Genomic DNA, 22,905 nt, shown 5'->3' on the forward strand with positions numbered 1-22,905 from the left:
TTTATCCTTTCAACATACTTAAAGCTTTGATTGTAGCTCTTACAACGTTGCCTGGATTTGATGAACCAAGTGATTTTGTAAGAATATCTTTAATACCTGCAAGTTCAATAATTGGACGGCTTGAACCACCTGCGATAACTCCAGTACCTTCGCTAGCAGGTTTTAATAAAATACGGCTTGCATTGTATTTTACTTCAATATCGTGTGGGATTGTTTGGCCACGAAGTTTAACTGAAATGATATTTTTAAACGCATCATCTACTGCTTTTTTAATAGCATCAGGAACTTCTTTAGCTTTACCATAACCAACACCTACAAGGCCATTTTTATTACCTACAATTACAAGTGCTGTAAATCTAAAGCGGCGACCACCTTTAACAACCTTTGTAACTCTACCGATATCAACAATTACTTCTTCAAATTCTTCTCTATTATATTTTTCCATAATTTATCCTTATAGTTTGATACCGTTTTCTCTTAAAGCATCAGCAAAAGCTGCTACAACACCATGGTATAAATAACCATTTCTATCAAAAACTGCTTCTTCAATTTTTGCTGCTTTTAAGCTTTTTGCAAATTCAGCTGCTAATTTCTTAGCACCTTCAATATTTGCTTTAATGCCTAATTTTTTACCATTTACGCTAGCTATTGTGTGAGCTTTTACATCATCAATTGCTTGAACATAAAGCGTTCTATTTGATTTAAAAATAGATACTCTTGGTAAAGTTGCACAACCGCTAATTTTTGCACGAATTCTCTTTTTTCTCTTAATTCTAAGAGATAATTTTCTTTTTAAGATATTTGCTCTCATTATTTATCCCTTACTTCTTAGATGTTTTACCAGCTTTGCGAATAATACGCTCATCTGAATACTTAATACCTTTACCTTTATATGGCTCAGGTGGTCTAAATTCACGAATTTTAGCTGCAACTTGACCTACTACTTGCTTATCAGCACCTGTAATTACGATAGTATTTTTCTCAACTGCTATTTCAATGCCTTCTGGAGCATCAAAAATTACTGGATGTGAGTAACCTAAAGCCATTTCTAAAGTTTTACCTTTCATTGCAGCTTTATATCCAACACCATTTATTTCTAATACTTTTTTAAATCCTTGAGTAAGACCTATTACTATATTATTAGCTAAAGCTCTGTAAGTTCCCCAATAAGCTCTTGAACTTCTATCATCACTTTTTGGAGTGAATACTACTTGATTGTCTTTAACTTCTACATTTACATGGCCTTTAAAATCAAGTTCTTTTTTTACATTTCCTTTAGTAAAACTAAGAACATTACCATCTACTTTAGCTGAAATTCCAGCTGGAATTTCAATTGGTTGTTTTCCTATTCTTGACATATTTTTCCTTTTTATTTGTCTAGGGAAAGCTTAAGCTTTCCGAATGCCATAAAAAGCATTAATTACCAAATAGTGCAAAGTACTTCGCCACCGATGCCTTCTTTATAAGCAACTTCATTGCTAATAACACCTTTGCTTGTACTTACAACTATTGTTCCATAACCGTTTTTAAATCTTTTGATTTCATCTTTACCACGGTAAACTCTACGACCAGGTTTGCTAACACGCTTTATTTCATTAATAACGCTTTTGCCTTTTTCATCATATTTTAAAACTACATTGATGAATTTCTTTTTATCTTCTTCAACAACGCTATAATCTTCAATATAACCTTTCGCTTTAAAAATATCAACAATAGATTCTACAACTTTTGAATGTAGTAATTTTGTTGTATCTAATTTACGAAGTGCTGCATTTCTAATACGAGTTAGTGAATCTGAAATTAAATCGTTAATCATAACTTCTCCTTACCAGCTAGCTTTCTTAAGACCAGGAATTAATCCTTCATTAGCCATTTTTCTTAGGCACACACGGCAAATTCCAAAATCTCTATATACTGAGTGTGGACGACCACAAATTTGGCATCTTGTATAAGCTCTAACTTTAAACTTAGCTGGACGAGCAGCTTTTGCTATCATTGATTTTTTTGCCATATTACTTTCCTTTTGTGAAAGGCACACCGAATAATTCTAATAATCTTAATGCCTCTTTATCGCTATTTGCTGTTGTTACAACATTTATATTCATACCATGGGTTCTTAAAATTTGGTCATATACAACTTCAGGGAACATTAATTGTTCATTTAAACCGAAGCTATAATTTCCACGACCATCAAAACCATCTCTACTTAGGCCTCTAAAGTCTTTAACTCTTGGTAATGCAATAGAAATTAACTTATCTAAAAACGCATACATATTGTCTTTTCTTAAAGTTACCATTACACCAACAGGGAAACCATCTCTTACTTTAAAACCAGCAACTGATTTTTTAGCTTTAGTTACAACTGCTTTTTGTCCTGAAATTAAACTAATTGTATCAACAATACTTTGTAATACTTTTTGATCTTTAGTAAATTCAGCACCTAAACCAACGCTAATTACAATTTTTTCAATAGCAGGAATTAACATAGGATTTTTAATATCAAATTCTTTAGCAATAGCAGGCTTAATGCTATTAACATATTTTTCTTTTAATCTCATATTATGCCTCCACCTTTGCTACATTTGAAATATCCATAGGCATTTCCTTATTTACAAAACCACCTTGTGGATTTTGCTCGCTTGGTTTAACTGCTTTCTTAGCAATTTTGCAACCTTCAACGATTACTTGATTTTTCTTAGGAAAAACTGCCTTTACAACACCTGTTTTACCTTTATCATCACCTGCGATAATTTTTACATTATCACCTTTTTTAATTTTAAATTTAACAGCCATTATAAAACCTCCGGAGCTAGTGAAACAATTTTCATAAAGCCACCATATCTTACTTCTCTACCAACTGGCCCGAAAATACGAGTTCCAACTGGCTCTCTTTTAGCATCTAAAATAACTGCTGCATTTTCATCAAAACGAATTAATGAGCCATTTTCTCTTTGAACTTCTTTTTTAGTTCTTACGATTACAGCTTTAACTACTTGACCTTTTTTAATTTTACCATTTGGTAAAGCTTTTTTAACAGATGCAACTATAACATCACCTACAGTAGCATATCTTCTCTTGCTACCACCTAATACTTTTATACACATAATTTCTTTTGCGCCGCTATTATCAGCAACTACAAGCCTTGTAAAACTTTGAATCATTACTCAACTCCTGCTGCTAAGATTGTTTTAAGACGAAAAGATTTGCGTTTTGACAATGGTCTGCATTCAATTGCCACAACTGTATCGCCAACATTAGCAGTATTTTTTTCATCATGAACTAAATATTTTTTAAAGCGTTTTACAATCTTTCTATATCTTGGGTGAACAACTTTACGCTCAACTAGAACGCTAACTGTTTTATCACCTGATTTTGCAACGATTACGCCTTGTATTTCTCTTTTAAAACTCATAATTAGCCCCTTATTTCATAGCTGATATTGCAGTATTGATTTTAGCAATATCTTTTCTTACTACGCGAAGCTCATTTGTATTTGTAAGCTGCATCGTTTTAAGCTTTTGTTTTAGTGTAAATAAAAGCACCTTTTTCTCTTTTAACATAGCATTTAATTCTTCTGCTGTTTTATCTTTTAGCTCAGTATATTTCATTTTCACTCTCTCTTGTAACGAACTTAGTTTTAAATGGTAATTTACTCATAGCAAGTGCAAGAGCTTCTCTAGCCATATCTTCACTAACGCCTGTCATTTCAAAAAGAATTCTGCCTGGTTGAATATTCATTACCCATTCTTCAACACTACCTTTACCTTTACCCATCCTTGTTTCAAGTGGTTTTTTAGTTAAAGGTTTATCTGGGAATACTCTTATCCATGATTTACCTTGTCTTTTAACATGACGAGTTAGAGCAATACGAGCTGCTTCAATTTGGCGTGAATTAACTCTACCACCCTCAGTAGCTTTTAAAGCATAATCACCTAGAGCAAGTTTTGTGCCACGGCAAGCATAGCCACGATTGCGGCCTTTCATCATTTTTCTAAATTTTGTTCTTTTTGGCATCAACATAATTATTTACCTCTTCTGGTTCTTCTTGTCTTCTTTGCTGCTGGCTCTTCAGTTTTATCAGCTTGAACACCTTTATGTAATACCTCACCTTTGAATATCCATACTTTAATACCTATGTTTCCATAAGTTGTATGAGCTTCAGCAAAACCATAATCAATTTTTGCTCTTAAAGTATGTAAAGGCACACGACCTTCAAGATACCACTCTGTTCTAGCCATTTCAGCACCACCTAAACGACCTGCAACGCTAACTTTAATACCTTTTGCTCCTGCTTTTTGTGCATTTTGAATAACTTTTTTCATAGCACGGCGGAAAGCAACACGCTTTTCAAGTTGAGTTGCAACACTTTCTGCTGCTAATTGAGCTGATGCATTAGCACGACGCTCTTCTTTAATATTAAGATTTACTTCTTTATTGATAATTTTTTGTAGTTTTGTTTTAATTACTTCAACATCACTACCTTTTTTACCAATGATAATTCCAGGACGAGCTGCAACTACAGTAACTCTTAATTTCTTAGCAGTTCTTTCTATTATTATTTGACTAACGCCTGCATAGTATAGCTCTTTTTTAAGAAAAGCACGGATTTTATAATCTTCGCCTATGCTTTGTGCTAAACTAGCTTTAGCTGGAAACCATCTTGATTCCCAATTTCTATTAATTCCTAGTCTAAGACCGATCGGATTTACTTTTTGTCCCATTTTAGCTTTCCTTACTTTCAGTTTTTGCTCTGCTTACTTCAACCATAATATGAGCAGTTGGTTTTCTAATGCGACTTGCACTACCTCTTGCTCTTGGTCTAATTCTTTTTAGAACTGCACCTGCATCAACACGGCATGAACTTACTACAACTTCACTTGGCTCATATCCACCATTTGCAACAGCACTTGAAATTGCATTAGAAATGTATTTTGCTGCTTTATTTGGCATAAATTTTAAACTAGCCATTGCTAATTCAGCATTCATTCCTTGAACTTCTCTTGCTAACAATCTTGCCTTAGTTGGTGATAGTCTTATGAATTTAATTAATGCTTTACTCATCTACTACCCCTTATTTTCCAATTTTCTTCTGCACAGAACCTTTGTGGCCTTTAAATGTGCGAGTTGGTGCAAATTCACCTAATTTATAACCTATGTGATTTTCAGTTACATATACTGGAATAAAGCTTTTACCATTATGAACGTTAAAAGTAAGACCGATCATATCAGGAGTTATAGTGCTTCTTCTTGACCAAGTTTTAATTGGTTTATTATCGTTAGCTTTTTTTGCTGCGATAACTTTTTTCATAACATGAGAATCAACAAAAGGACCTTTTTTTAATGATCTAGCCATCTTATTTTCCTTTTCTTCTTGATATTATTAGCTTATCGCTAGCCTTTTTACGGCGAGTCTTAGCACCTTTAGTTGGTTTACCCCAAGGTGTAACTGGGTGACGACCTGAGTTCTTTTTACCCTCACCACCACCATGTGGGTGATCTACTGGGTTCATTGCACTACCACGAGTTTGTGGGCGAATACCTCTATGTCTATTGCGTCCTGCTTTACCGATTGTAACGTTAGCCCAATCTTCATTACCAACTTCACCAATACTAGCCATACATTCAGCTAATACTCTTCTCATTTCACCTGATTGTAAGCGAACGATTACATATTTTTCTTCTTTACCCATTAATTGAGCAAAAGAACCTGCTGAACGAATCATTTGTCCACCTTTACCTGGTTTTAACTCAAGGTTATGGATAATTGTACCTACAGGAATTGATTTTAATTTCATAGCATTTCCTGGTTTAATATCTAAACCTTCAGCAGCTGAACAAACAATGTCATTTACTGCTAAACCACGAGGTTGGATAATATATCTTTTTTCACCATCTTTATAAGCAATTAATGCAATACGGCAATTTCTGTATGGGTCATACTCAATAGCTTCTACACGACCTTCAATTCCAAATTTATTTCTTTTGAAATCAATGATACGATATAGTTTTTTAGCACCTGCTTCTTTATGGCGACTTGTTATTCTTCCGTTGTTATTTCTACCTGCTGCAGCTGGAAGTTTTACAAGTAATGAGCGAACACTAGCTTTTGCTGTAATATCATCGCTACTTACACCTGTAATATATCTTCTGCTTGGGGTATATGGTTTATAAGTTTTAATAGCCATCTTAGCCTTCCTTATTCTCTAAACTAGCACCCTCAGGTAGCTTTACATAAAACTTTTTAAAGTCACTTCTTTGGCCTTCAATTCCTCTAAATCTTTTAACTTTTCCATCCATTCTTAATGAATTTATTTTTAAAGGAACGATACCAAAATATTCTCTTAACACTTGCTTTAGACCATTTTTTGTCATTTTAGGGCTAGCTTGAATAACTACTACGCCACTTTCTTGAAGGCCTAAAGTTTTTTCTGTATAAACTATATTTTTTATATCTGTGATATCAGCCATCTTAGCCCTCTTTCGTAATTGATGCTAAAGCATCTTTTTCAATAATAACTGAGTTAAATATACTTAATAAATAAGCATTTACTTCAGTAATATCAACAACATAACAATTTGCAAGATTTCTAAATGCTAATAATGTTTTTTCATCTAATAATGATTTAACTATTAAAGCATCTTTAACACCTATTTTATTAATCATAGCTCTTGCATCTTTTGTTTTACCACTTTCAATAACTATATTATCTACTGCAAATATTGCGTTTGCATTTGCTTTATCAGCTAAAGCTCTTTCAAATGCTAATCTCTTTTGCTTTTTATTTACTTTTTGAAAATAGTTTCTATTATTTGTTGGACCAAATGCAACTGCACCACCTACCCATACGTTAGTTCTAGTTGAACCTGCACGAGCACCGCCACGACCTTTTTGTCTCCATGGTTTTTTACCACCACCGCTAACATCACTTCTACCTTTAGTATGAGCTGTATTTGCTCTCATGCTAGCTTGATATGATTTTACATATAAATAAAGGTTATGAGGATTTACTTCAGCGTATCTTGCTGGTAAATCAAGCTCGCTAGCTTTTTCAAATTTATCGTTTAATACGCATACTTTCATTTTACAATCCTTACTTTACCCATTGCACCATTATAACCTGCAACGCTACCTTTTAATACTAAAACACCATTTTCAGCGTCAAATGAAACAACTTCATTTTTAACAGTAACTAATTCATTACCAAAATGACCCGCCATTTTGCGTCCTTTTTGAACACGACCTGGCCACTCGCGGTTACCTATAGAACCTGAGCGTCTGTGAAAACGGCTACCATGACTTGCTGGACCACCTGCAAATCCGTGTCTTTTAATAACACCTGCAAAACCTCTACCTTTTGAATTAAAGCTTACTTTTAAAACTTTTGCTTCAGCTAAAGGTGTAGTGTCAATGTCACCTGCTTCTTTATTTGCTACTTCTAAACTAGCAAATTTGTTAAACTCTGCACTTAGGCTGTATTTTTTTTGCTGACCTGCTATGCACTTGTTTTGATGTTTACCTTGTGCGTAAGCAACGATAGCTTTACCATCTTTAAGTTCGCAAACTTTTGTTTTTACTAACTTAAGTAATGTTACAGGAGTGCTAGATGTGTTAATTGTTCTACTCATTCCGATTTTTTCAACAATATATTCCATACTCTATCCTTACTTGCCCATTGCACGAACTTCAACATTAACTTCTGGTGCCAAATCAAGCTTTGTTAAGCTATCAACGGTGTCAGTAGTAGCAGCCAAAATATCAATCATACGAGCGTGAATTCTCATTTCAAATTGTTCTCTTGAATCTTTATTGATGTGCGGAGATCTTAAAACGGTATAACGCTTTATTTTTGTAGGCATTGGCACTGGACCTCTAATTTCAGCACCAGTTCTCTTAACGGCTTCAACAATTGCCGCAACTGTACGATCTAGAACCCTATGGTCATAAGCTTTTAACTTTAACCTAATTCTTTCCATAATTTTTCCTTTTAAAAGAACTCGTTGGCATTTAAGCCAACCCATTAAAGAACATGTGATAAGTATCACAAAAACTAAAATAGGTTCGCAAGTGTATTTAATATAAGTTTATTTGTCAAGAAAAAATAAATTTTTTCATATTTTTTGTCTTTTTTAAAAAGATAAAAATAAAAATTATGAACTATAAAATACTAAATTTATTTTAAAATATACTAATTATAAATTTTTACTCATTCTGATAAGATATATAGAAAAATATATGTAAAAAAGCAAAAATTAGAAAATTATTAATAATACTCAGTATGAAACAAAATCACTAATAAAATTAATAATCAATAAAATAGTATTTTGTATAAAACCTATTTGCTGATATAAGCAAAAAGTATTAAATCTCAAAAAATTAATAAAAATTTTAATACTTGTTAAAACTATATATAATTTATTGAATAATAATTTTTTCCGAATTTTATTTTAAATTCGGAAAAAATTAAATCATAAATTTTTACAATACTTTATTATCTTGTAATAGTTTTTTAAATTCTTCTTTTAAAAATGGTTCTATTTCTTTATATGTTAAACGAACTTTTATATATCCACTAGCGTATGAAAATAATTCATAAGGACTATATGAAAATACTATTCCTAAATTATCAAAATAAAAATTATTTAATTCTAAAGGACTAAAAAATTTATTATCTTTTTCTGGATGTTTAGTTGTATTTTGAAAATCTCTTATTTTTTTAGTGATTTTTTCTTTTAACTTATCTGTATCTTGAAAAGCTTCGTTTGATGAAATAATTTTACCTGTTTTATCTAAAATTGCATATTTTTTAAAATGTAAAGGATGGGCACCTTTATTGTCTTCTACTAAACTAAAACTTATACTCGTTAAATCATTCTTAGCAAATATTACATCTTCTAATATTTCTAAAGTTCCAAAATGAGTTAAGCTTTGAGCAAAAAATTCATTTAAATTAAGTTCTTCTTTATTATTTCCAGATAAATATCTAATCTTAAAATTATCATCGCTTGTACTGATACTAATACTATCATATTTAACCCCAATTGATTTTGAAGCCTCATAATCTATATTATTTGTTATCGTATCGTTACATGCAAAACATACATTATCTTGCATTATATTCATACCGCTAACAAACTCAACTTTATCTTTATGGTCGTTAATTGTAAAATATGCGGTTTTATCTTTATCTATCATTAAAAACCCAGCAGAATTTAAACTAAGTGCCAAAATACTTGAAATTAATACTTTTTTCATTTTATACTCCTTAAATAAAAATAGTATTTTATCCTAAGTTAATAACACTTAAAAATTTTAATTAATTTTGTTTCACGTGGAACTTTATTTATTATTTTAAAAAAAATTAAAATTTACATTTTTACATACCTTCTTTTATCTTTTTGTATAATCTTACATTTTCATTTGTTTCACTTTTATCTTTAAATGATATTTTTATATAACATTTGCGTTTTCATTATTTTTAGTTATATCAATAATAGCAATACTGCCTATACTAACTTTTTTATTTGTGGCTTCAACTGCCATTAAAACCATCATAGATAATTTACCTTTAGCAGTTTCTTTTTGATTATCTGGGATATCTAAATATTTCATCATATTTTTCAACTTTACCATTATAAGCACTTTCAATAAAATTTTTAACTATATCTTTAGAATTATCTCCACCACAAGCTACCAAAAATAATGTAGCACTTAACATAAAAAATACTTTTTTTCATTTTTTCATTTAAATAAATTTTATATAATATATTAATTTTTTCTTTGTAAATATTTAATAGTTGTGAATATTTTTAGCATTAATATTTTTTAATTCATTTTTATCTAATTTTTTTGCTTGTATAAAAATATCATAGTCGTTTAATTTTGTAAATTCTTTTTTACCACAAATCTCTACATTTGTTATTGAATATTTTTGTAAATTTAAGTTATCTGAATATATAAAGATTTTATTAGGTAAAATCTTGCTTTTATATAAACTTATTAGACATTCTTTAATATTATCATCACTTCCGAATAAGTGTAGATTGAAATCTTTTAAATTTTTTTCATAAGCTTTTGCATATTTATAAAAAGAATTTAATCCACCATAAACACTAATAACGAAACCTTTAAAACCATCTAAAAAACCTTTTTTTAATATATAAAATTTAAAAAATGAAAATATTCCGTGAGAAAAGCACGAGAAAGAATTAGGCTTTTTATTAGTCGTATTCGCATAAATTTCTGTATATTTATCTAGCTTATTTATAAATTGTAAAAGATTATAAAATGAATAGTGATGAATATGAATATTTGTTTTAATTAACTTAGAATTATCTTTAATACTAACGCTTTCATGAACATTAGCGTCATCATAATTAGTATGAGTTTTATTAAAAATCCTAACTATATAATCAGGATAAAACCCACAAGTTTTTATCCATTCGTTTTTATAATAATTTTTTCTATTTATTTTGCATAGATTTTTGTAATATCGCTAAAATCAAGATTTTTTAAAAGCTCTAAACTATTAAAATCTATTACTTCATCAGCATCAATACAAAAGACCCAGTCATTACTAGCTAAATTTACAGCAAATTGTTTTAATTTGCCAAACCCTATAAAAGGTGAGCTAAAAACTTTTACATTTTTAAATTCTTTTGCAATACCAACGCTGTTATCAGTGCTTTCATTATCTACTAACACAATTTCATCAAAATCTGCTAAAGCATTTAAACAACGCTTTAATTTTTTTCTTCATTTTTAGCGATAATGCAAACACTTATTTTCATTGACAACCTTCGCATTCAATGCTTCTATCAACAGGTTTATTATCCAGATGTTCGCTTGCTGGACTTTCACTTCTTAGATAATAACAAGATTTAAGTCCTAGTGAGTGAGCTAATGTGTAAATACTATTTAAATACCCACCACTTGCTTTGTCAAGACTAACAAATATATTTAAGCTTTGTCCTTGGTCTATCCATTTTTGGCGAATTGCAGCAGCACGAACTAAATCTCTTTGGTCAAGCTCATAAGCTGTAACATAATATTGCCAGGTATCAAGACTTAGATTTGGTACAACATTAGGTATCATTCCACTTAAGTTTTGTTCAAACCATTTTCTTTTATACACAGGTTCAATTGTTTGAGTAGTTCCAACTAGAATTGATATACTAGAAGTTGGAGCTATTGCCATTAAATAGCCATTTCTCATACCTTGTTTGCTAACTTTCTTTCTTAAATTATTCCAATCACAATTTGATTGATTAAATAAATTATCTCCTAGTGTTAGCATTTTTGCATTATCGTTAGCGACATCAATAGGGAAAATTCCCTTACTCCAATTACTTCCTTCATATTCAGGATATACACCTTTTTCAACTGCTAAATCACTACTTGCACTTATAGCTTCATAAGATATATTTTCCATAATTTTATCAATTAATTCAAAGTGGTCGTTAGTCCCAAACATTATTCCTTTTTCTGCTAACATTTGTGATTCACCCATAACACCTAAACCTATTGCACGAGATTTAAGGTTAGTGTTTTTTACTTTTGCATGTGGATAAAAATTAAGTTCAATTACATTATCAAGCATTCTAATTGCTATTGGAACTACTCTTTTAATATCTTCTATACTATTAATTTTACTTAAATTTATACTAGCTAGATTACAAACTGCGGTTCTTCCTTCATCATATTCTTTTTCTACTATATAAACTTTTTTACCATTTAAAGTATCAAGGCTACTTAATTTTTTTGCAGTTTTTACTTGTGAATTATCAAGAGTTAAAATATCATTTTCTTCATAAATCTTTATACTACCATCTTCAAAAGTAGCTTTTATTTTATAATGATTTGGGTCTGTATTTTGAAAAATTTCTGTGCATAAATTAGAACTTCTAATAAGACCTGAATGAGAATTTGGATTAGCTTTATTAGCATTATCTTTAAAGCATAAAAACGGCATTCCACTTTCAAAATAATTTGTTAAAATCTTTTTCCAAAGCTCTTTTGCATCCATTACTTCTTTTACTATATTTTCATCTTTTTCAAGTCTTTCATACTCTAATTCAAATTCTTTTCCGTATAAATCACAAAGTTGTGGAGTATCAAATGGATCAAATAAAGTCCATTTTCCATTTTCAGCAATTCTTTTCATAAATAAATCATTTATCCATAAAGCAGGGAATAATTCGTGAGCTCTTCTTCTTTCTTCTCCGCTATTTTTTCTAAGGTCAATAAAATCACAAACATCCATATGCCAAGGCTCAATATAAACAGATATTGCACCTTTTCTTGTGCCTAATTGATCAACCGCTACAGCAATGTCATTTGTGATTTTTAAAAATGGAATAATTCCACCAGCTGCATTTTTATGTCCGTCTATACTACCACCCATAGCACGAACCTTACTCCAATCCCAGCCTATTCCACCGCCAAATTTAGATAATAAAGCCATTTCTTTATAAGAATCAAAAATACCTTCTATATTATCAGGGGTTGAGCCGATATAACACGAACTTAATTGGTGTCTTGTTGTTCTTGCGTTACTTAAAGTTGGAGTTGCACACATAACTTCAAATTTGCTTATTAAATCATAGAATTTCTTAGCCCATTCTTGCCTATTTAATTCGTTTTGAGCTAAAAACATAGCTATTGCCATAAACATATGTTGTGGTAATTCAATAGGATTACCTTTGCTATCTTTAATTAAATATCTATCATAAAGGGTTTTAATACCTAAATAAGTAAATTGTAAATCTCTTTCAGGTTTGATATAAGAATTTAAATCATCTAAGTCATATTTTTCTTTAAGACCTAAAAATAATCTTCCTGCTTTTTCTCCGCGCTCAAAATATTCTCTTAAATGCACATATTCTTTTTGTGGATTAACTTTGTGATATAAATCATATAAAAATAATCTCGCAGCTACAAAAGTCCAATTAGGTCTATCTATATCTATTTTATCAACTGCTGTTTTTATTAAAGTATTTTGTATTTCTTCAGAAGTTATCATATCTCTAAATTGTATTTTAGCATCAACTTCTAGCTCACTTTGGCTTACATTATCAAGCCCTTCAGTTGCTAAAGTTGTATATTTTTTAATCTTAGATATGTCTAATTCTTCTACTCTACCTGTTCTTTTTACTACCTTCATGATTGATTATTTTTCCTTTGTGAATTTTAAAAAAGAATGTATTATAATAAGTAGATATATAATAAAGGTTAAAAAGAGTGGGATATTTATATAAAAAATTTTTTACTACAGAAAATAAAAAAGCTTATCAATTAGTTATGCAAAATTTAAACTACGATTTGAAAAAAGCACAAAGATTTTGTGATAAAAATCGTGTTATTATTTTTAAAAACAATGTTAGTAAAAAGCTAGAAAATACTTTAAATATAGAAGAAATAAATTTAACTGATATTGAAATATGTAAAAAGAATTCTATTATTTATGGAGAATATTATTTACTAATTTATGAATGCGTTAGCAATAATTTAAAACCAATTTTTGAAAATGAATATTTTGCAATTTTTAATAAACCAAGCGGAGTTTTATCACATCCTAATGGAAGAAATTGTGAGTATTCTTTAAATGATGAAATTTGGCAAAAATATGGAGAAAATGCAAGTGTAGCTCATAGACTTGACGCTGCTACAAGTGGTCTTATAATGGTAGCTAAAACAAAAACTGCCAATAAAGAATTAAAAGAACTTTTTGCAAAACAAAAAATACACAAAGAATATTTAGCATTAGTATGTGGTAATATTAAAAATGATTTTTGTGTTAGTGCAAGACTTAAAAATGATGATGATTTAAAAAATAAAATGCAAGTTTGTATAGATGGCAAAATTTCACAATCTGAATTTATAGTTATCAAAAATTATCCTAAATATACACTTTTAAAAGCAATTCCACTAACAGGAAGACAACATCAATTAAGGGTGCATTTGCATTATGTAGGAAATAAAATTGCAGGGGATAATTTGTATGGACTTACTAACAAACAAGCAAGAGATATTTTAGATAAGAAAATATCAAATATAAAAGAACTTTGTGGCGCAAGTAGGCTTTGTCTTCATTCTGCAAGATTAAAATTTACTTATAAAAATCAAGATTATGATTTTTTTAATTATGATATAGAAAATGAATTTTTAGGAGCAATTAAATGAATGGATTAGATATATTTCAATATTTATTTATGGGTGTTGTTTGTATTGGTGGAATTATTGGAATGATTTTTATCATAATCAATGAAAAGAAAAAATAATGTTTCACGTGAAACTTTTTATCATTAGATTATTTTAATGTTTCACGTGGAACATTAAACTTATAATAAAATTAAAATTATTTACATACAAAATAAATTCATTAAACAAAAATTTTATTCTAAAACTTTGTTATAAATATAAATATAAAATATTTTATAAATTTTATTGAAGGAGAAAATATGAAAAAGATATTAATTTCTTTATTTTGTATAGGTGCATTAAATGCTAGTTCAATCAGTGAAATTGAAAAATTAAAACAAGAAAATGAAATTCTAAAACAAAGAATTGATGCTTTAGAAAATAAATTCTATGACCCGTTTGATGATTTTTTTAAAAGTTTTGATGCAATCAATAAACAACATATAAAAGCTTTAAATGAAATCAAAAAATCAATGGAAGATGATTTTAAAAACTACAAATCAAATTCTAATTACTCAAGTTATTTTCAAATCAACAATATCATATCTTATATGAAACAAACTTCACAAAATATAGATAATAAAACCAATTCAAAAATAGAAATAAAAACATATAACGAAAACACAAAAAAGGAATATTTATTAAAAGATATTATAAAAGATTTTGATACTTTTAAGGTGTATTTTAATTCAAAAAATCTTGATAAAAATATAGAATTAGACAAATTCTATATTAGTAGTAATGGTTTTGTATTCTTATCAAAGGATTTTAAAAATCAAATTATTATTAATTTTGAAGATATGAAAATTTATTTAAAAGATGAATTTTTAAAAGAACTTTCTTTATAAATTCACAAACCCTATTTTATAAATAGGGTTAAACTTTAAAAACATATTAAAATATAAATTTAATTACCGATATATTAGTATAATCAGTAACTAAATATAAAGGTAAATTATGAAGCAATCACTTCTATTAGAATTAATCTATCCACTTCCTGCAGCAACACTTGGTTTTGAACTTTTAGTATTTTTAGGTTCAATATATTTTAAAAAACTAAATATCACTTTTATAACATTGTTATTTTTAGCTAGTAGGATATTATTTATTTTTATGGATTTTCAACAAGCCCACGCATATATTTCACTATTTTCACCGATTGTATTTGCAATATTATTAACGCTTAAAAAAGATTATCTTTCTACAAAAAGATTAATTCCTGCTTATTTAGTAGTATTATTTTATATCTTAATTGGTATATTTATTAAAGATTACCAGTTTATATCGTATTTACATAATTTAAACTTTATAAATCTTACTTATGTTTATTCAGATTTTTCTTTTTGCTTATTTTTAGTTTTAATGATTTATGTTGTAATTCTTAGAAAAATTAAAAATTTTGAATGTTTCTTGCAAGGTGCATATATTGCAGCCTATTTTCAATTTATATTCTACAATAGCCTTCAATTTTATAATTTAAGTTATTTTGAATTAGGCTCATTTATATTCTTAGCTGCTATTGGTTATCAAGGATATAAACTAGCGTTTTATGATTCACTAACTAATGTTTATAATAGAAGAGCTTATGACACTACTGAAGTAAAAAATAAAGATGTAATTGCTGTAGTTGATATAGATTTTTTTAAAAAGATTAATGATACTTACGGGCATGATGTAGGAGATATTATTTTAAGAAGTCTTGCAAGTATTTTGAAACAATATTCAAAAACTTATCGTTATGGTGGAGAAGAATTTGTTTTAATTTTTAAAGAATATGATTTTTATAAGTGTGTTAGCTTACTTGAAAACCTTAGAAACGAAGTGCAAAATCATACTTTTAAGGCTAAAAATCACGAAATAAAACTAACTATTAGTATAGGTGTTAGTTTGGTTACAAACTCTAAATTTGGAGCGTTTGAAACTGCTGATAATAGACTTTATAAAGCTAAACAAACAGGAAGAAATAAAACTATATTTGAATAACCAAAGTCATATTAAATTCTTTAATAAATTTATTATTTATACTAAGTTTGTGAGTATATTTATTTTTATGAAATTACTTAAAAGCTAATAATATTTGAAAACCTTATTTTAAATCCTATAAATTAGAATTTAAAATAAGAAAATTCAATGTTTAAAACTCAAATCTAATACTTGCATTAATATTATAATCAATATTTAAATTCCCACTAAAAGTCTTTTCAGCTTCTATATTTAATCCTAATTTTTTACTAATATTTTTATTAAGTCCTATACTTGCAAAACCTCTTTTATCTTTCTTCGCTCCACTAAAAGCAAAAGAGCTAATCCCATCACTAACTAAAAAATCAGGATTATTAGTTAAATCAAATATTCCACCAATTCCAGCTCTTAATGTTGTATTATTAATATCTACTCCAGTATAAACTACTGCTTTTGATACCATTAAAACTTTTGAAGAAGATGTAATATTGACATTTGATACTTGAGATAAATTGCCAAATTGAATTACTTTTTCACCTTTAATATCAGTTTTTGGGATATAATTTGCAATCAATTCTACGCTAGGCTCTAAATAAAATTCATCACCAAATCTATAACCTAATTCAGCACTTGCTATTATACCTGTTCCTTTACTTGTAGAATTGCCTAAAAATGTATCGTTTTTAAACTCGCTTTTATAATGATTTGTTTTAAGAGTAGCATCTAAGAAAAATCCATTATTATAAACATTACTAACATACACTCCAAAACCATAATTATTAATTTTTGAATTAGTAGTATTATCAGTAGTTGTTTTACCGATATTTAGCATAATTCCTGCATAAGTATCAAAATCATTATTATTTATGATTTTGTCAGCACCTAATTGTATTTCATTGGCTTTTATAGAAGTATTTTTTTACTACCTTTATTTATATATCCACGAATCCAAATTCCTGCATTGTTATTAGTAAAACTTCTTAATTCTCCTAAACGCTTATTAAGGTTATTGTATTCAAACACTTGAGAAAAATAAAATTGCGAAGTCATTAATTTAGCTGATTCTAAAGCTTTTTCATTTTTATCTGTTACCATTAATTTGATAGCTTCTTTTTGTTCTTCTAATGCTATTTCAAATTTTTCTTCATCAGTCTTAGGCTCACTTGGTTTAATAGGATTTGCAGGTTTTAAATCTATCCAAGGAATGCTTGGTTTGATTTCAGGTTTTGCTTCTTCGTTAGGATTAGGTTTAATATTTTCATTAGGATTTATAGGAGTTTCTGGTGTAACTTCTGGCTTAATATCAGGTTTTATTTCTGGCTCACTTGGTTTAGTATCTTCAATATTTGGCGGGGTTGTTGGCTTAATAGGATTTGCAGGTTTTAAATCTATCCAAGGAATGCTTTTATTGTCAAAATTAGCTACTAAAATTCCAATATTATTTTGACTTTTATCTTTATTAGTTGTTTCATTTGATAATTGATTAGCTTCTACACTAGTTTTTATAGTATCTTTAATATCTGCATATTCATTAATTTTAGATGTATCAGTAATTAAATTATTAATAGCTGATATATCTAATTTCTTTGAATTAAATTCTAAATCATCAAAATTCATATTTTTATTATTTGTTAAAGCATATACTAAATATCTATCATTACCATTTATTATTTCCTTTTTACTCAAATAACTATTAGCTAAAGCAAATTCACTAATACCTGAATAAAATTTCAAATCTTTAATAAAGCTATTAATATTCGCATTACCATTTCCAACTTTTAAAATAGCTAAAGGTAAATTAGAATTTAAATTATTAACTTTATAAGTTCCATTACTATCTTTAGTTAAAGCTGTTAAGATACCAAAATTATTATCAATCCCACTTGTACTAATTTTTGAAATAATTGCTCCATCATAATTATTGTTACTTAAATAAAAAGTAGAATTACTAACATTTAAATTATTTACACTAAATGCACCTAATATTCTTGAATTATTAGCTGTAAGATTATTAATAATTTTTTTATTATTATTTAAATCATAAGTATTACCTATTAAAGTAGTCCCTACTAATTCAATATTAATATTATTTGAACTTTTAATACCCATATTTATTAAAGAATTTGTAGCTTTTAAATAACCATTATTAATAATTACATTTGCCTTATTATCATATTTTTCACCTAATTTAGCTCCATTTAAAACAAATGAATTACCTTCATAATTATTTATAGAATTTAACAAAGTTGAATTAGTTAAATTGATATCTTTAGCTTTAAAACCATTTTTAAATACTGATGAATCAAAATCAGTTAAATTATTATTTAAACCTTTTGCTTCTAAATAATTATTCAAATATGACTTAGTAGTATATATACCACCATACTCATTAGTAACTTTTCCACCTATTAAAGAATTACTTATTTTAATATCTGTAACACCTTTAGAATTTAATATATCAATTTCTTTACCATTTATAATATTACCTGTAATAAAAGAATTATTTATATCAAATTTCTTATTTCCTAAAGCTTTTATATTTGAAGATAAATTACCTATTAAATAAACTTTATCTATATTAATATTTTCACTATTTTCAATATTTGAAGCAGTAGTATATATCCAAGTATTAAAAGGTGTATCATTTTTAGTATTTGGATCATTATAAGTATTTTTTAATAAATTTATATTATTTAAGGCTATAAAATCTTTATTAGTAATTCCTTTAATTGTTAAATTTTTTGAATTAATTGTCCCTATAATATGTGTTCCATTATTAATTGGTTTATTAGAAATATTAGCCCATTCCGTATCAAAAATAGTATCATCAATTATAACTTCATCATTTGATGAAATTGCACCTGCACTAGAATTGCTGATTATATTTGTTGAAGTAAGAGTAATTTTTGACTTATCATATCCAAAAGTAACACTAGTAAGTGGAGCAGAAAAACTATCTCCTTGTTTATTAGCCTTAATAGTACTACTAATTAAATGTAATTCTCCTTTTTTAATATTAATAGCCGAAGCTGCTTTATATCCTCCATAACCACCTGGAGTTGCTTGACCATTTTCTAAATATGAATTATATAATTTTGCTTTTCCACCTTGTAATTCAATAGCATATTCGTTATCAATCTCTTGAAAAGGTTTAATGATTATTCCACCTTTTCCAATAAAAGTAGAACCATAATCTATAAAATTACCACTATTTAAAGTTATTTTGTCATAAAAATGTAAGTGATAATCTTTATTTAAGAAACTATTTGTTACAAATGTAGCATTATTAAAAGTAATTGGGGTATAAACAATTGCATTATTTTTTGCATTATTTTTCAATGTTATATTTAAATTATTATTAATTATTAAAGCTCTAGACTTATTTAAAGCTTCACTAGTTCCTGTAATATCAGCATTATTATTACTAATATCTTCTCCTTTTGGTAAGTTTATAAAACCATCAGCAAAAGCTGGTAAAAAATAATATATTTATTAAAATTATTGATTTTTTCATTTTAAACCTTTTTTAAAACAATAAAATAAAATTAAGTTATTTTAAAATATTAAATATAAATATTAGAAATATTTAGCTGAATTGTAGGGCTAGGTTTGAAATAATTTTTTTGCAAACTATAATGAATATTGACGCATTCATTTTCAAATGGGATAAAATCACAATTAAAACAAATCGCTTCAAAAGTTAAATTATTTTGAGTAAAAGTGCATTTTAAGTGCTTTTCGTTTAATAAAACTAGATTTTTAATAATTACGCCTTTACTTATAAAAAATGGCTTTTCATTACCTTGCCCAAAAGGCTCAAAATCACTTAAAATATCTAATAATTCCATATCAATTTCGCTAAATTCTAACTCGCCTAAAGTATTAGTAGTATCACAAAAATCAATATCATTATAATTAAGTTCTAAATTATTTAGCCTTGTTTTAAATTCTTTTAAATGTTCAACCTTTAAAGCAAGTCCAGCAGCTCCTTTATGTCCACCGTAATTAGTCAAAATATCGCTAACATTTGATAAAAGCTCTAAAATATCAAGCTCTGCTACGCTTCTAGCACTTCCTTTTGCTAAGTCATCTTCAATATTAAAAACAAAACTAGGTTTATTAAATTGTTTAGCTAAACGACCTGCAACTATGCCTAAAATACCCTTATGCCAATTCTTAGAATAAGCTATGATTACTTTATCATTTTCGTTTGCAAATTCTATGCTTTCTAAAAAACTTTGCTTTTCTTGTTCTTTTCTATCTTGGTTTAATTTTTCTATTATTTCTAATAAATTCTTAGCTTCATTAAGGCTTTTTGCTCTTAAAAATTTATAAGAAATACTAGCATCATCCATTCTTCCACTAGCATTTAATAATGGTGCTATTAAAAACGGAATACTCTCATAATCAAAGAATTTCTTTTTGTATTTTTCTTTTAAAACTACAAAAGCAGGACGATTTAATTTATTTAACTCTTTTAAGCCATAACGAACTAATATATGATTTAAATCATTTAAATTCATCATATCAGCAACAATTGCAATACACAATAAATCTAAAAAACTAGCCATATTGTATTCTATATCTAATTCTTTTTTAATAGCCCCACATAGCCACCAAGCTACTTGTGCCCCGCAAATCTCACAATTAATATGCTTAGAAAACTCACAATCATCTCTTTTTGGATTAATTACAGCATAAGCATTTGGTAAAGTATCTCCTGGGGTGTGATGATCGCTTATTATTAAATCTATACCTAATTCTTTACATTTATTTGCAGCTTCATACGCTACTATTCCATTATCAACCGTGATTATTAGACTAGCGTCTAAATTACTCACTATATCTTCGCTAATTCCGTATCCATCGCTAAAACGATTTGGAATTTTAACAATTATTTCTACACCTAAATTAGCAAAAAATTCACTCATAATAGTAGAAGATACTATGCCATCTACATCATAATCTCCTACTACTGCTATTTTTTCTTTATTTTTTATTGCCTTAGCTATTCTAATTGCTGCTTTATTCATATCCTTAAAGGTATGAGGTTTTGGAATAGTGCTAAGGCTTTTATGAAAATCGTTTTTAAATCTATCTTCTAAAACCTGCTTAATTTTAGTTTTATTTAGTGCAAGCATTGTCTAATAAAGCCTAAGATGACAGGATTTGCTTTAGTTAGCCTTGAAGTAAATTCAGGATGATATTGAACGGCTACGAAGAAATCATTATTTGTATTTTCAATAGCTTCAATAAGTCCATTTGATTCCCCACTAATAATAAGTCCATTTTGCTCGTATAAATCACGATATTTTGAGTTAGCTTCATAGCGATGGCGATGTCTTTCATAAGCTACTTTAGAATTATATAATTTACTTAAAAGTGTGCCTTCTTTTATATTACAAACATATTCGCCAAGTCTTAAAGTCCCACCTAATGGAGTTTTTATTGTTCTGATTTCTTTTGAACCTGATTGATTAATAAATTCATCAATTAAATAAACAATAGGATTTTTAGTATTCTCATCAAATTCAGTTGAGTTAGCATCATCAAGTTTTATAACATTTCTAGCAAATTCAATTAAACTAAGCTGCATTCCAAGACAAATTCCTAAAAATGGAATATTATTTTCACGAGCATATTTAATAGCCTTGATTTTACCTTCAACACCACGCTGTCCAAATCCACCAGCTACAAGTATTCCATCATTTCCAGCTAAATCATTTTCATCTTTTAATTCTTCGCTATCTATCCAATTAATCTCTACTTTTGTATCAAGATTTGCACCTGCGTGAATTAGTGCTTCTGTTAAAGATTTATAACTTTCTTTTAAATCTATATATTTTCCTACGAAAGCAATTTTAACTTTTTTGCTTGGATTAATTATTTTTTCTGTTAATGCTTCATACTCTTTTAAATTAGGAGTTTTTAGCTTTAGATTTAAATGTTTTGCAATAGGTAAAAGTATATTTTGCTCTAAAAATTTAAGTGGAATTTGATATATGCTTTTTGCATCAATACTTTCTATTACACAATCAATTTCTACACCACAACTCTTTGCAATTTTTTCTTTTATTTCATCGCCTAGTGGGATTTCACTACGAGCTATTATCATATCAGGACTAATACCTATTCTTCTTAATTCTCCAACTGAATGTTGGGTTGGTTTAGTTTTTAATTCTCCTGCTACTTTTATAAAAGGAACAAGAGTTAAATGTGCGTAAAATACATTATTTTTTCCGTATTTAAGTCCTAAAGAACGAATTGCTTCAAGAAATGGTAAGCCTTCAATATCTCCAACCGTTCCACCAATTTCTACTACTAAAACATCTTGATTTAAAGCTGCTGCTTCCATTCTACTAGCAATTTCGCCTACAATGTGTGGAATTACTTGAATAGTTTTACCTAGATATTCTCCACGGCGTTCTTTTTCAATTACGCTTTGATATACTTTTCCTGTAGTAAAGTTATTAAGATGAGTTAAATCTTCATCTAAAAATCTTTCATAATGTCCTAAATCAAGGTCAGTTTCTGCACCATCTTTTGTAACAAAAACTTCTCCGTGTTCAAGTGGGCTCATAGTTCCTGGGTCAATATTTATATAAGGGTCAGCCTTTAAAATACTTACCTTTAATCCACTTTGTTTTAATAAACTTGCAATGCTAGCTGCTGCAATTCCTTTACCAAGTGAGCTTAAAACTCCACCTGTTACAAATATAAATTTAGCCATACTTTTTCCTATCAGT

At 28.1% G+C, this 22,905-nt stretch carries 30 protein-coding genes and 1 pseudogene; 3 read left to right on the forward strand and 28 right to left on the reverse strand.

Annotated elements, in window-relative coordinates:
* Position 1: 1 nt before the first annotated feature.
* The 24 genes and pseudogenes from rpsE to AVBRAN12637_RS02285 form a co-directional block, all read right to left on the reverse strand.
* The gene (gene rpsE / locus AVBRAN12637_RS02170) at positions 2 to 445 is read right to left on the reverse strand and encodes a 30S ribosomal protein S5 (protein ID WP_214116067.1); all 444 of its coding nucleotides are present in this window, start codon (positions 443 to 445) and stop codon (positions 2 to 4) included.
* A gap of 9 nt (positions 446 to 454) precedes the next feature.
* Positions 455 to 811: a 50S ribosomal protein L18 gene (rplR, locus tag AVBRAN12637_RS02175; RefSeq protein WP_214116069.1), complete on the reverse strand. Its 357-nt coding sequence runs from the start codon at positions 809 to 811 to the stop codon at positions 455 to 457.
* A gap of 10 nt (positions 812 to 821) precedes the next feature.
* Positions 822 to 1,358, reverse strand: coding sequence for a 50S ribosomal protein L6 (gene rplF, locus AVBRAN12637_RS02180; RefSeq protein ID WP_214116071.1), 537 nt, complete (start codon positions 1,356 to 1,358; stop codon positions 822 to 824).
* 62 nt (positions 1,359 to 1,420) lie between these two features.
* Positions 1,421 to 1,816, reverse strand: a complete 396-nt coding sequence (gene rpsH / locus AVBRAN12637_RS02185; protein ID WP_214116073.1) for a 30S ribosomal protein S8 — start codon at positions 1,814 to 1,816, stop codon at positions 1,421 to 1,423.
* 9 nt (positions 1,817 to 1,825) lie between these two features.
* Entirely contained in the window at positions 1,826 to 2,011 is a 186-nt protein-coding gene (locus AVBRAN12637_RS02190; RefSeq protein WP_172234194.1) for a type Z 30S ribosomal protein S14, read from the reverse strand.
* Between the two features lies 1 nt (position 2,012).
* The gene (gene rplE / locus AVBRAN12637_RS02195) at positions 2,013 to 2,558 is read right to left on the reverse strand and encodes a 50S ribosomal protein L5 (RefSeq protein ID WP_214116075.1); all 546 of its coding nucleotides are present in this window, start codon (positions 2,556 to 2,558) and stop codon (positions 2,013 to 2,015) included.
* A gap of 1 nt (position 2,559) precedes the next feature.
* Positions 2,560 to 2,793 carry a 50S ribosomal protein L24 gene (gene rplX, locus AVBRAN12637_RS02200; RefSeq protein WP_214116077.1) on the reverse strand — a complete coding sequence of 78 codons (234 nt, stop codon included), beginning with the start codon at positions 2,791 to 2,793 and terminating at the stop codon, positions 2,560 to 2,562.
* Positions 2,793 to 3,161, reverse strand: coding sequence for a 50S ribosomal protein L14 (gene rplN / locus AVBRAN12637_RS02205; protein WP_214116086.1), 369 nt, complete (start codon positions 3,159 to 3,161; stop codon positions 2,793 to 2,795). The genes rplX and rplN overlap by 1 nt, the downstream gene beginning before the upstream one ends.
* Positions 3,161 to 3,412: a 30S ribosomal protein S17 gene (rpsQ, locus tag AVBRAN12637_RS02210; RefSeq protein ID WP_214116088.1), complete on the reverse strand. Its 252-nt coding sequence runs from the start codon at positions 3,410 to 3,412 to the stop codon at positions 3,161 to 3,163. Before rpsQ ends, rplN begins: the two co-directional genes overlap by 1 nt.
* Before the next feature lie 10 nt (positions 3,413 to 3,422).
* Positions 3,423 to 3,608, reverse strand: coding sequence for a 50S ribosomal protein L29 (gene rpmC, locus AVBRAN12637_RS02215; RefSeq protein ID WP_214116089.1), 186 nt, complete (start codon positions 3,606 to 3,608; stop codon positions 3,423 to 3,425).
* Positions 3,595 to 4,020: a 50S ribosomal protein L16 gene (gene rplP / locus AVBRAN12637_RS02220; protein WP_214116091.1), complete on the reverse strand. Its 426-nt coding sequence runs from the start codon at positions 4,018 to 4,020 to the stop codon at positions 3,595 to 3,597. The genes rpmC and rplP overlap by 14 nt, the downstream gene beginning before the upstream one ends.
* A 2-nt stretch (positions 4,021 to 4,022) precedes the next feature.
* Positions 4,023 to 4,721, reverse strand: a complete 699-nt coding sequence (gene rpsC, locus AVBRAN12637_RS02225; RefSeq protein WP_214116093.1) for a 30S ribosomal protein S3 — start codon at positions 4,719 to 4,721, stop codon at positions 4,023 to 4,025.
* A 1-nt stretch (position 4,722) separates the two neighbouring features.
* The gene (gene rplV, locus AVBRAN12637_RS02230) at positions 4,723 to 5,061 is read right to left on the reverse strand and encodes a 50S ribosomal protein L22 (protein WP_214116095.1); all 339 of its coding nucleotides are present in this window, start codon (positions 5,059 to 5,061) and stop codon (positions 4,723 to 4,725) included.
* Positions 5,062 to 5,071: 10 nt separating this feature from the next.
* Positions 5,072 to 5,353, reverse strand: coding sequence for a 30S ribosomal protein S19 (rpsS, locus tag AVBRAN12637_RS02235; RefSeq protein ID WP_214116097.1), 282 nt, complete (start codon positions 5,351 to 5,353; stop codon positions 5,072 to 5,074).
* A gap of 1 nt (position 5,354) precedes the next feature.
* Entirely contained in the window at positions 5,355 to 6,185 is an 831-nt protein-coding gene (gene rplB / locus AVBRAN12637_RS02240; RefSeq protein WP_214116098.1) for a 50S ribosomal protein L2, read from the reverse strand.
* A 1-nt stretch (position 6,186) separates the two neighbouring features.
* A complete protein-coding gene (locus tag AVBRAN12637_RS02245) occupies positions 6,187 to 6,468 on the reverse strand; it encodes a 50S ribosomal protein L23 (protein WP_214116101.1) in 282 nt (93 codons plus the stop codon).
* 1 nt (position 6,469) lies between these two features.
* The gene (gene rplD / locus AVBRAN12637_RS02250; protein ID WP_214116103.1) at positions 6,470 to 7,081 is read right to left on the reverse strand and encodes a 50S ribosomal protein L4; all 612 of its coding nucleotides are present in this window, start codon (positions 7,079 to 7,081) and stop codon (positions 6,470 to 6,472) included.
* Positions 7,078 to 7,653, reverse strand: coding sequence for a 50S ribosomal protein L3 (gene rplC, locus AVBRAN12637_RS02255; protein ID WP_214116105.1), 576 nt, complete (start codon positions 7,651 to 7,653; stop codon positions 7,078 to 7,080). The genes rplD and rplC overlap by 4 nt, the downstream gene beginning before the upstream one ends.
* Positions 7,654 to 7,662: 9 nt before the next feature.
* A complete protein-coding gene (gene rpsJ / locus AVBRAN12637_RS02260) occupies positions 7,663 to 7,974 on the reverse strand; it encodes a 30S ribosomal protein S10 (RefSeq protein WP_214116107.1) in 312 nt (103 codons plus the stop codon).
* Between the two features lie 502 nt (positions 7,975 to 8,476).
* Entirely contained in the window at positions 8,477 to 9,253 is a 777-nt protein-coding gene (locus tag AVBRAN12637_RS02265) for an RsiV family protein (RefSeq protein WP_336615238.1), read from the reverse strand.
* 195 nt (positions 9,254 to 9,448) lie between these two features.
* Positions 9,449 to 9,613, reverse strand: a complete 165-nt coding sequence (locus tag AVBRAN12637_RS02270) for a hypothetical protein (RefSeq protein WP_336615239.1) — start codon at positions 9,611 to 9,613, stop codon at positions 9,449 to 9,451.
* Entirely contained in the window at positions 9,585 to 9,716 is a 132-nt protein-coding gene (locus AVBRAN12637_RS02275; protein WP_336615240.1) for a hypothetical protein, read from the reverse strand. Before AVBRAN12637_RS02275 ends, AVBRAN12637_RS02270 begins: the two co-directional genes overlap by 29 nt.
* Before the next feature lie 749 nt (positions 9,717 to 10,465).
* A pseudogene (locus AVBRAN12637_RS02280) lies at positions 10,466 to 10,738 on the reverse strand (glycosyltransferase); the annotation flags it as partial.
* 46 nt (positions 10,739 to 10,784) lie between these two features.
* Positions 10,785 to 13,160, reverse strand: coding sequence for a ribonucleoside-diphosphate reductase subunit alpha (locus AVBRAN12637_RS02285; protein ID WP_336615241.1), 2,376 nt, complete (start codon positions 13,158 to 13,160; stop codon positions 10,785 to 10,787).
* A 137-nt stretch (positions 13,161 to 13,297) separates the two neighbouring features.
* On the opposite strand from AVBRAN12637_RS02285, the gene AVBRAN12637_RS02290 reads away from it, so the two are divergent.
* From AVBRAN12637_RS02290 to AVBRAN12637_RS02300, 3 genes are all read left to right on the forward strand, one after another.
* Positions 13,298 to 14,179: an RluA family pseudouridine synthase gene (locus AVBRAN12637_RS02290; protein WP_442862427.1), complete on the forward strand. Its 882-nt coding sequence runs from the start codon at positions 13,298 to 13,300 to the stop codon at positions 14,177 to 14,179.
* Between the two features lie 278 nt (positions 14,180 to 14,457).
* Entirely contained in the window at positions 14,458 to 15,045 is a 588-nt protein-coding gene (locus tag AVBRAN12637_RS02295; RefSeq protein ID WP_214116145.1) for a hypothetical protein, read from the forward strand.
* A 109-nt stretch (positions 15,046 to 15,154) separates the two neighbouring features.
* On the forward strand, positions 15,155 to 16,180 hold the full coding sequence (locus tag AVBRAN12637_RS02300; RefSeq protein ID WP_336607248.1) for a GGDEF domain-containing protein: 1,026 nt from the start codon (positions 15,155 to 15,157) through the stop codon (positions 16,178 to 16,180).
* 151 nt (positions 16,181 to 16,331) lie between these two features.
* Here the strand turns inward: AVBRAN12637_RS02300 and AVBRAN12637_RS02305 are convergent, their stop codons facing one another.
* From AVBRAN12637_RS02305 to AVBRAN12637_RS02320, 4 genes are all read right to left on the reverse strand, one after another.
* On the reverse strand, positions 16,332 to 17,066 hold the full coding sequence (locus AVBRAN12637_RS02305) for an autotransporter outer membrane beta-barrel domain-containing protein (RefSeq protein WP_336615286.1): 735 nt from the start codon (positions 17,064 to 17,066) through the stop codon (positions 16,332 to 16,334).
* Positions 17,063 to 19,498, reverse strand: coding sequence for a hypothetical protein (locus AVBRAN12637_RS02310; RefSeq protein WP_336615243.1), 2,436 nt, complete (start codon positions 19,496 to 19,498; stop codon positions 17,063 to 17,065). Before AVBRAN12637_RS02310 ends, AVBRAN12637_RS02305 begins: the two co-directional genes overlap by 4 nt.
* A 224-nt stretch (positions 19,499 to 19,722) precedes the next feature.
* Positions 19,723 to 21,300 carry a single-stranded-DNA-specific exonuclease RecJ gene (gene recJ, locus AVBRAN12637_RS02315; protein WP_214116155.1) on the reverse strand — a complete coding sequence of 526 codons (1,578 nt, stop codon included), beginning with the start codon at positions 21,298 to 21,300 and terminating at the stop codon, positions 19,723 to 19,725.
* Positions 21,288 to 22,889: a CTP synthase gene (locus AVBRAN12637_RS02320; RefSeq protein ID WP_214116158.1), complete on the reverse strand. Its 1,602-nt coding sequence runs from the start codon at positions 22,887 to 22,889 to the stop codon at positions 21,288 to 21,290. Before AVBRAN12637_RS02320 ends, recJ begins: the two co-directional genes overlap by 13 nt.
* Positions 22,890 to 22,905: the final 16 nt, after the last annotated feature.

It is taken from the genome of Campylobacter sp. RM12637, from assembly GCF_020137645.1.
Taxonomy (GTDB): domain Bacteria; phylum Campylobacterota; class Campylobacteria; order Campylobacterales; family Campylobacteraceae; genus Campylobacter_E.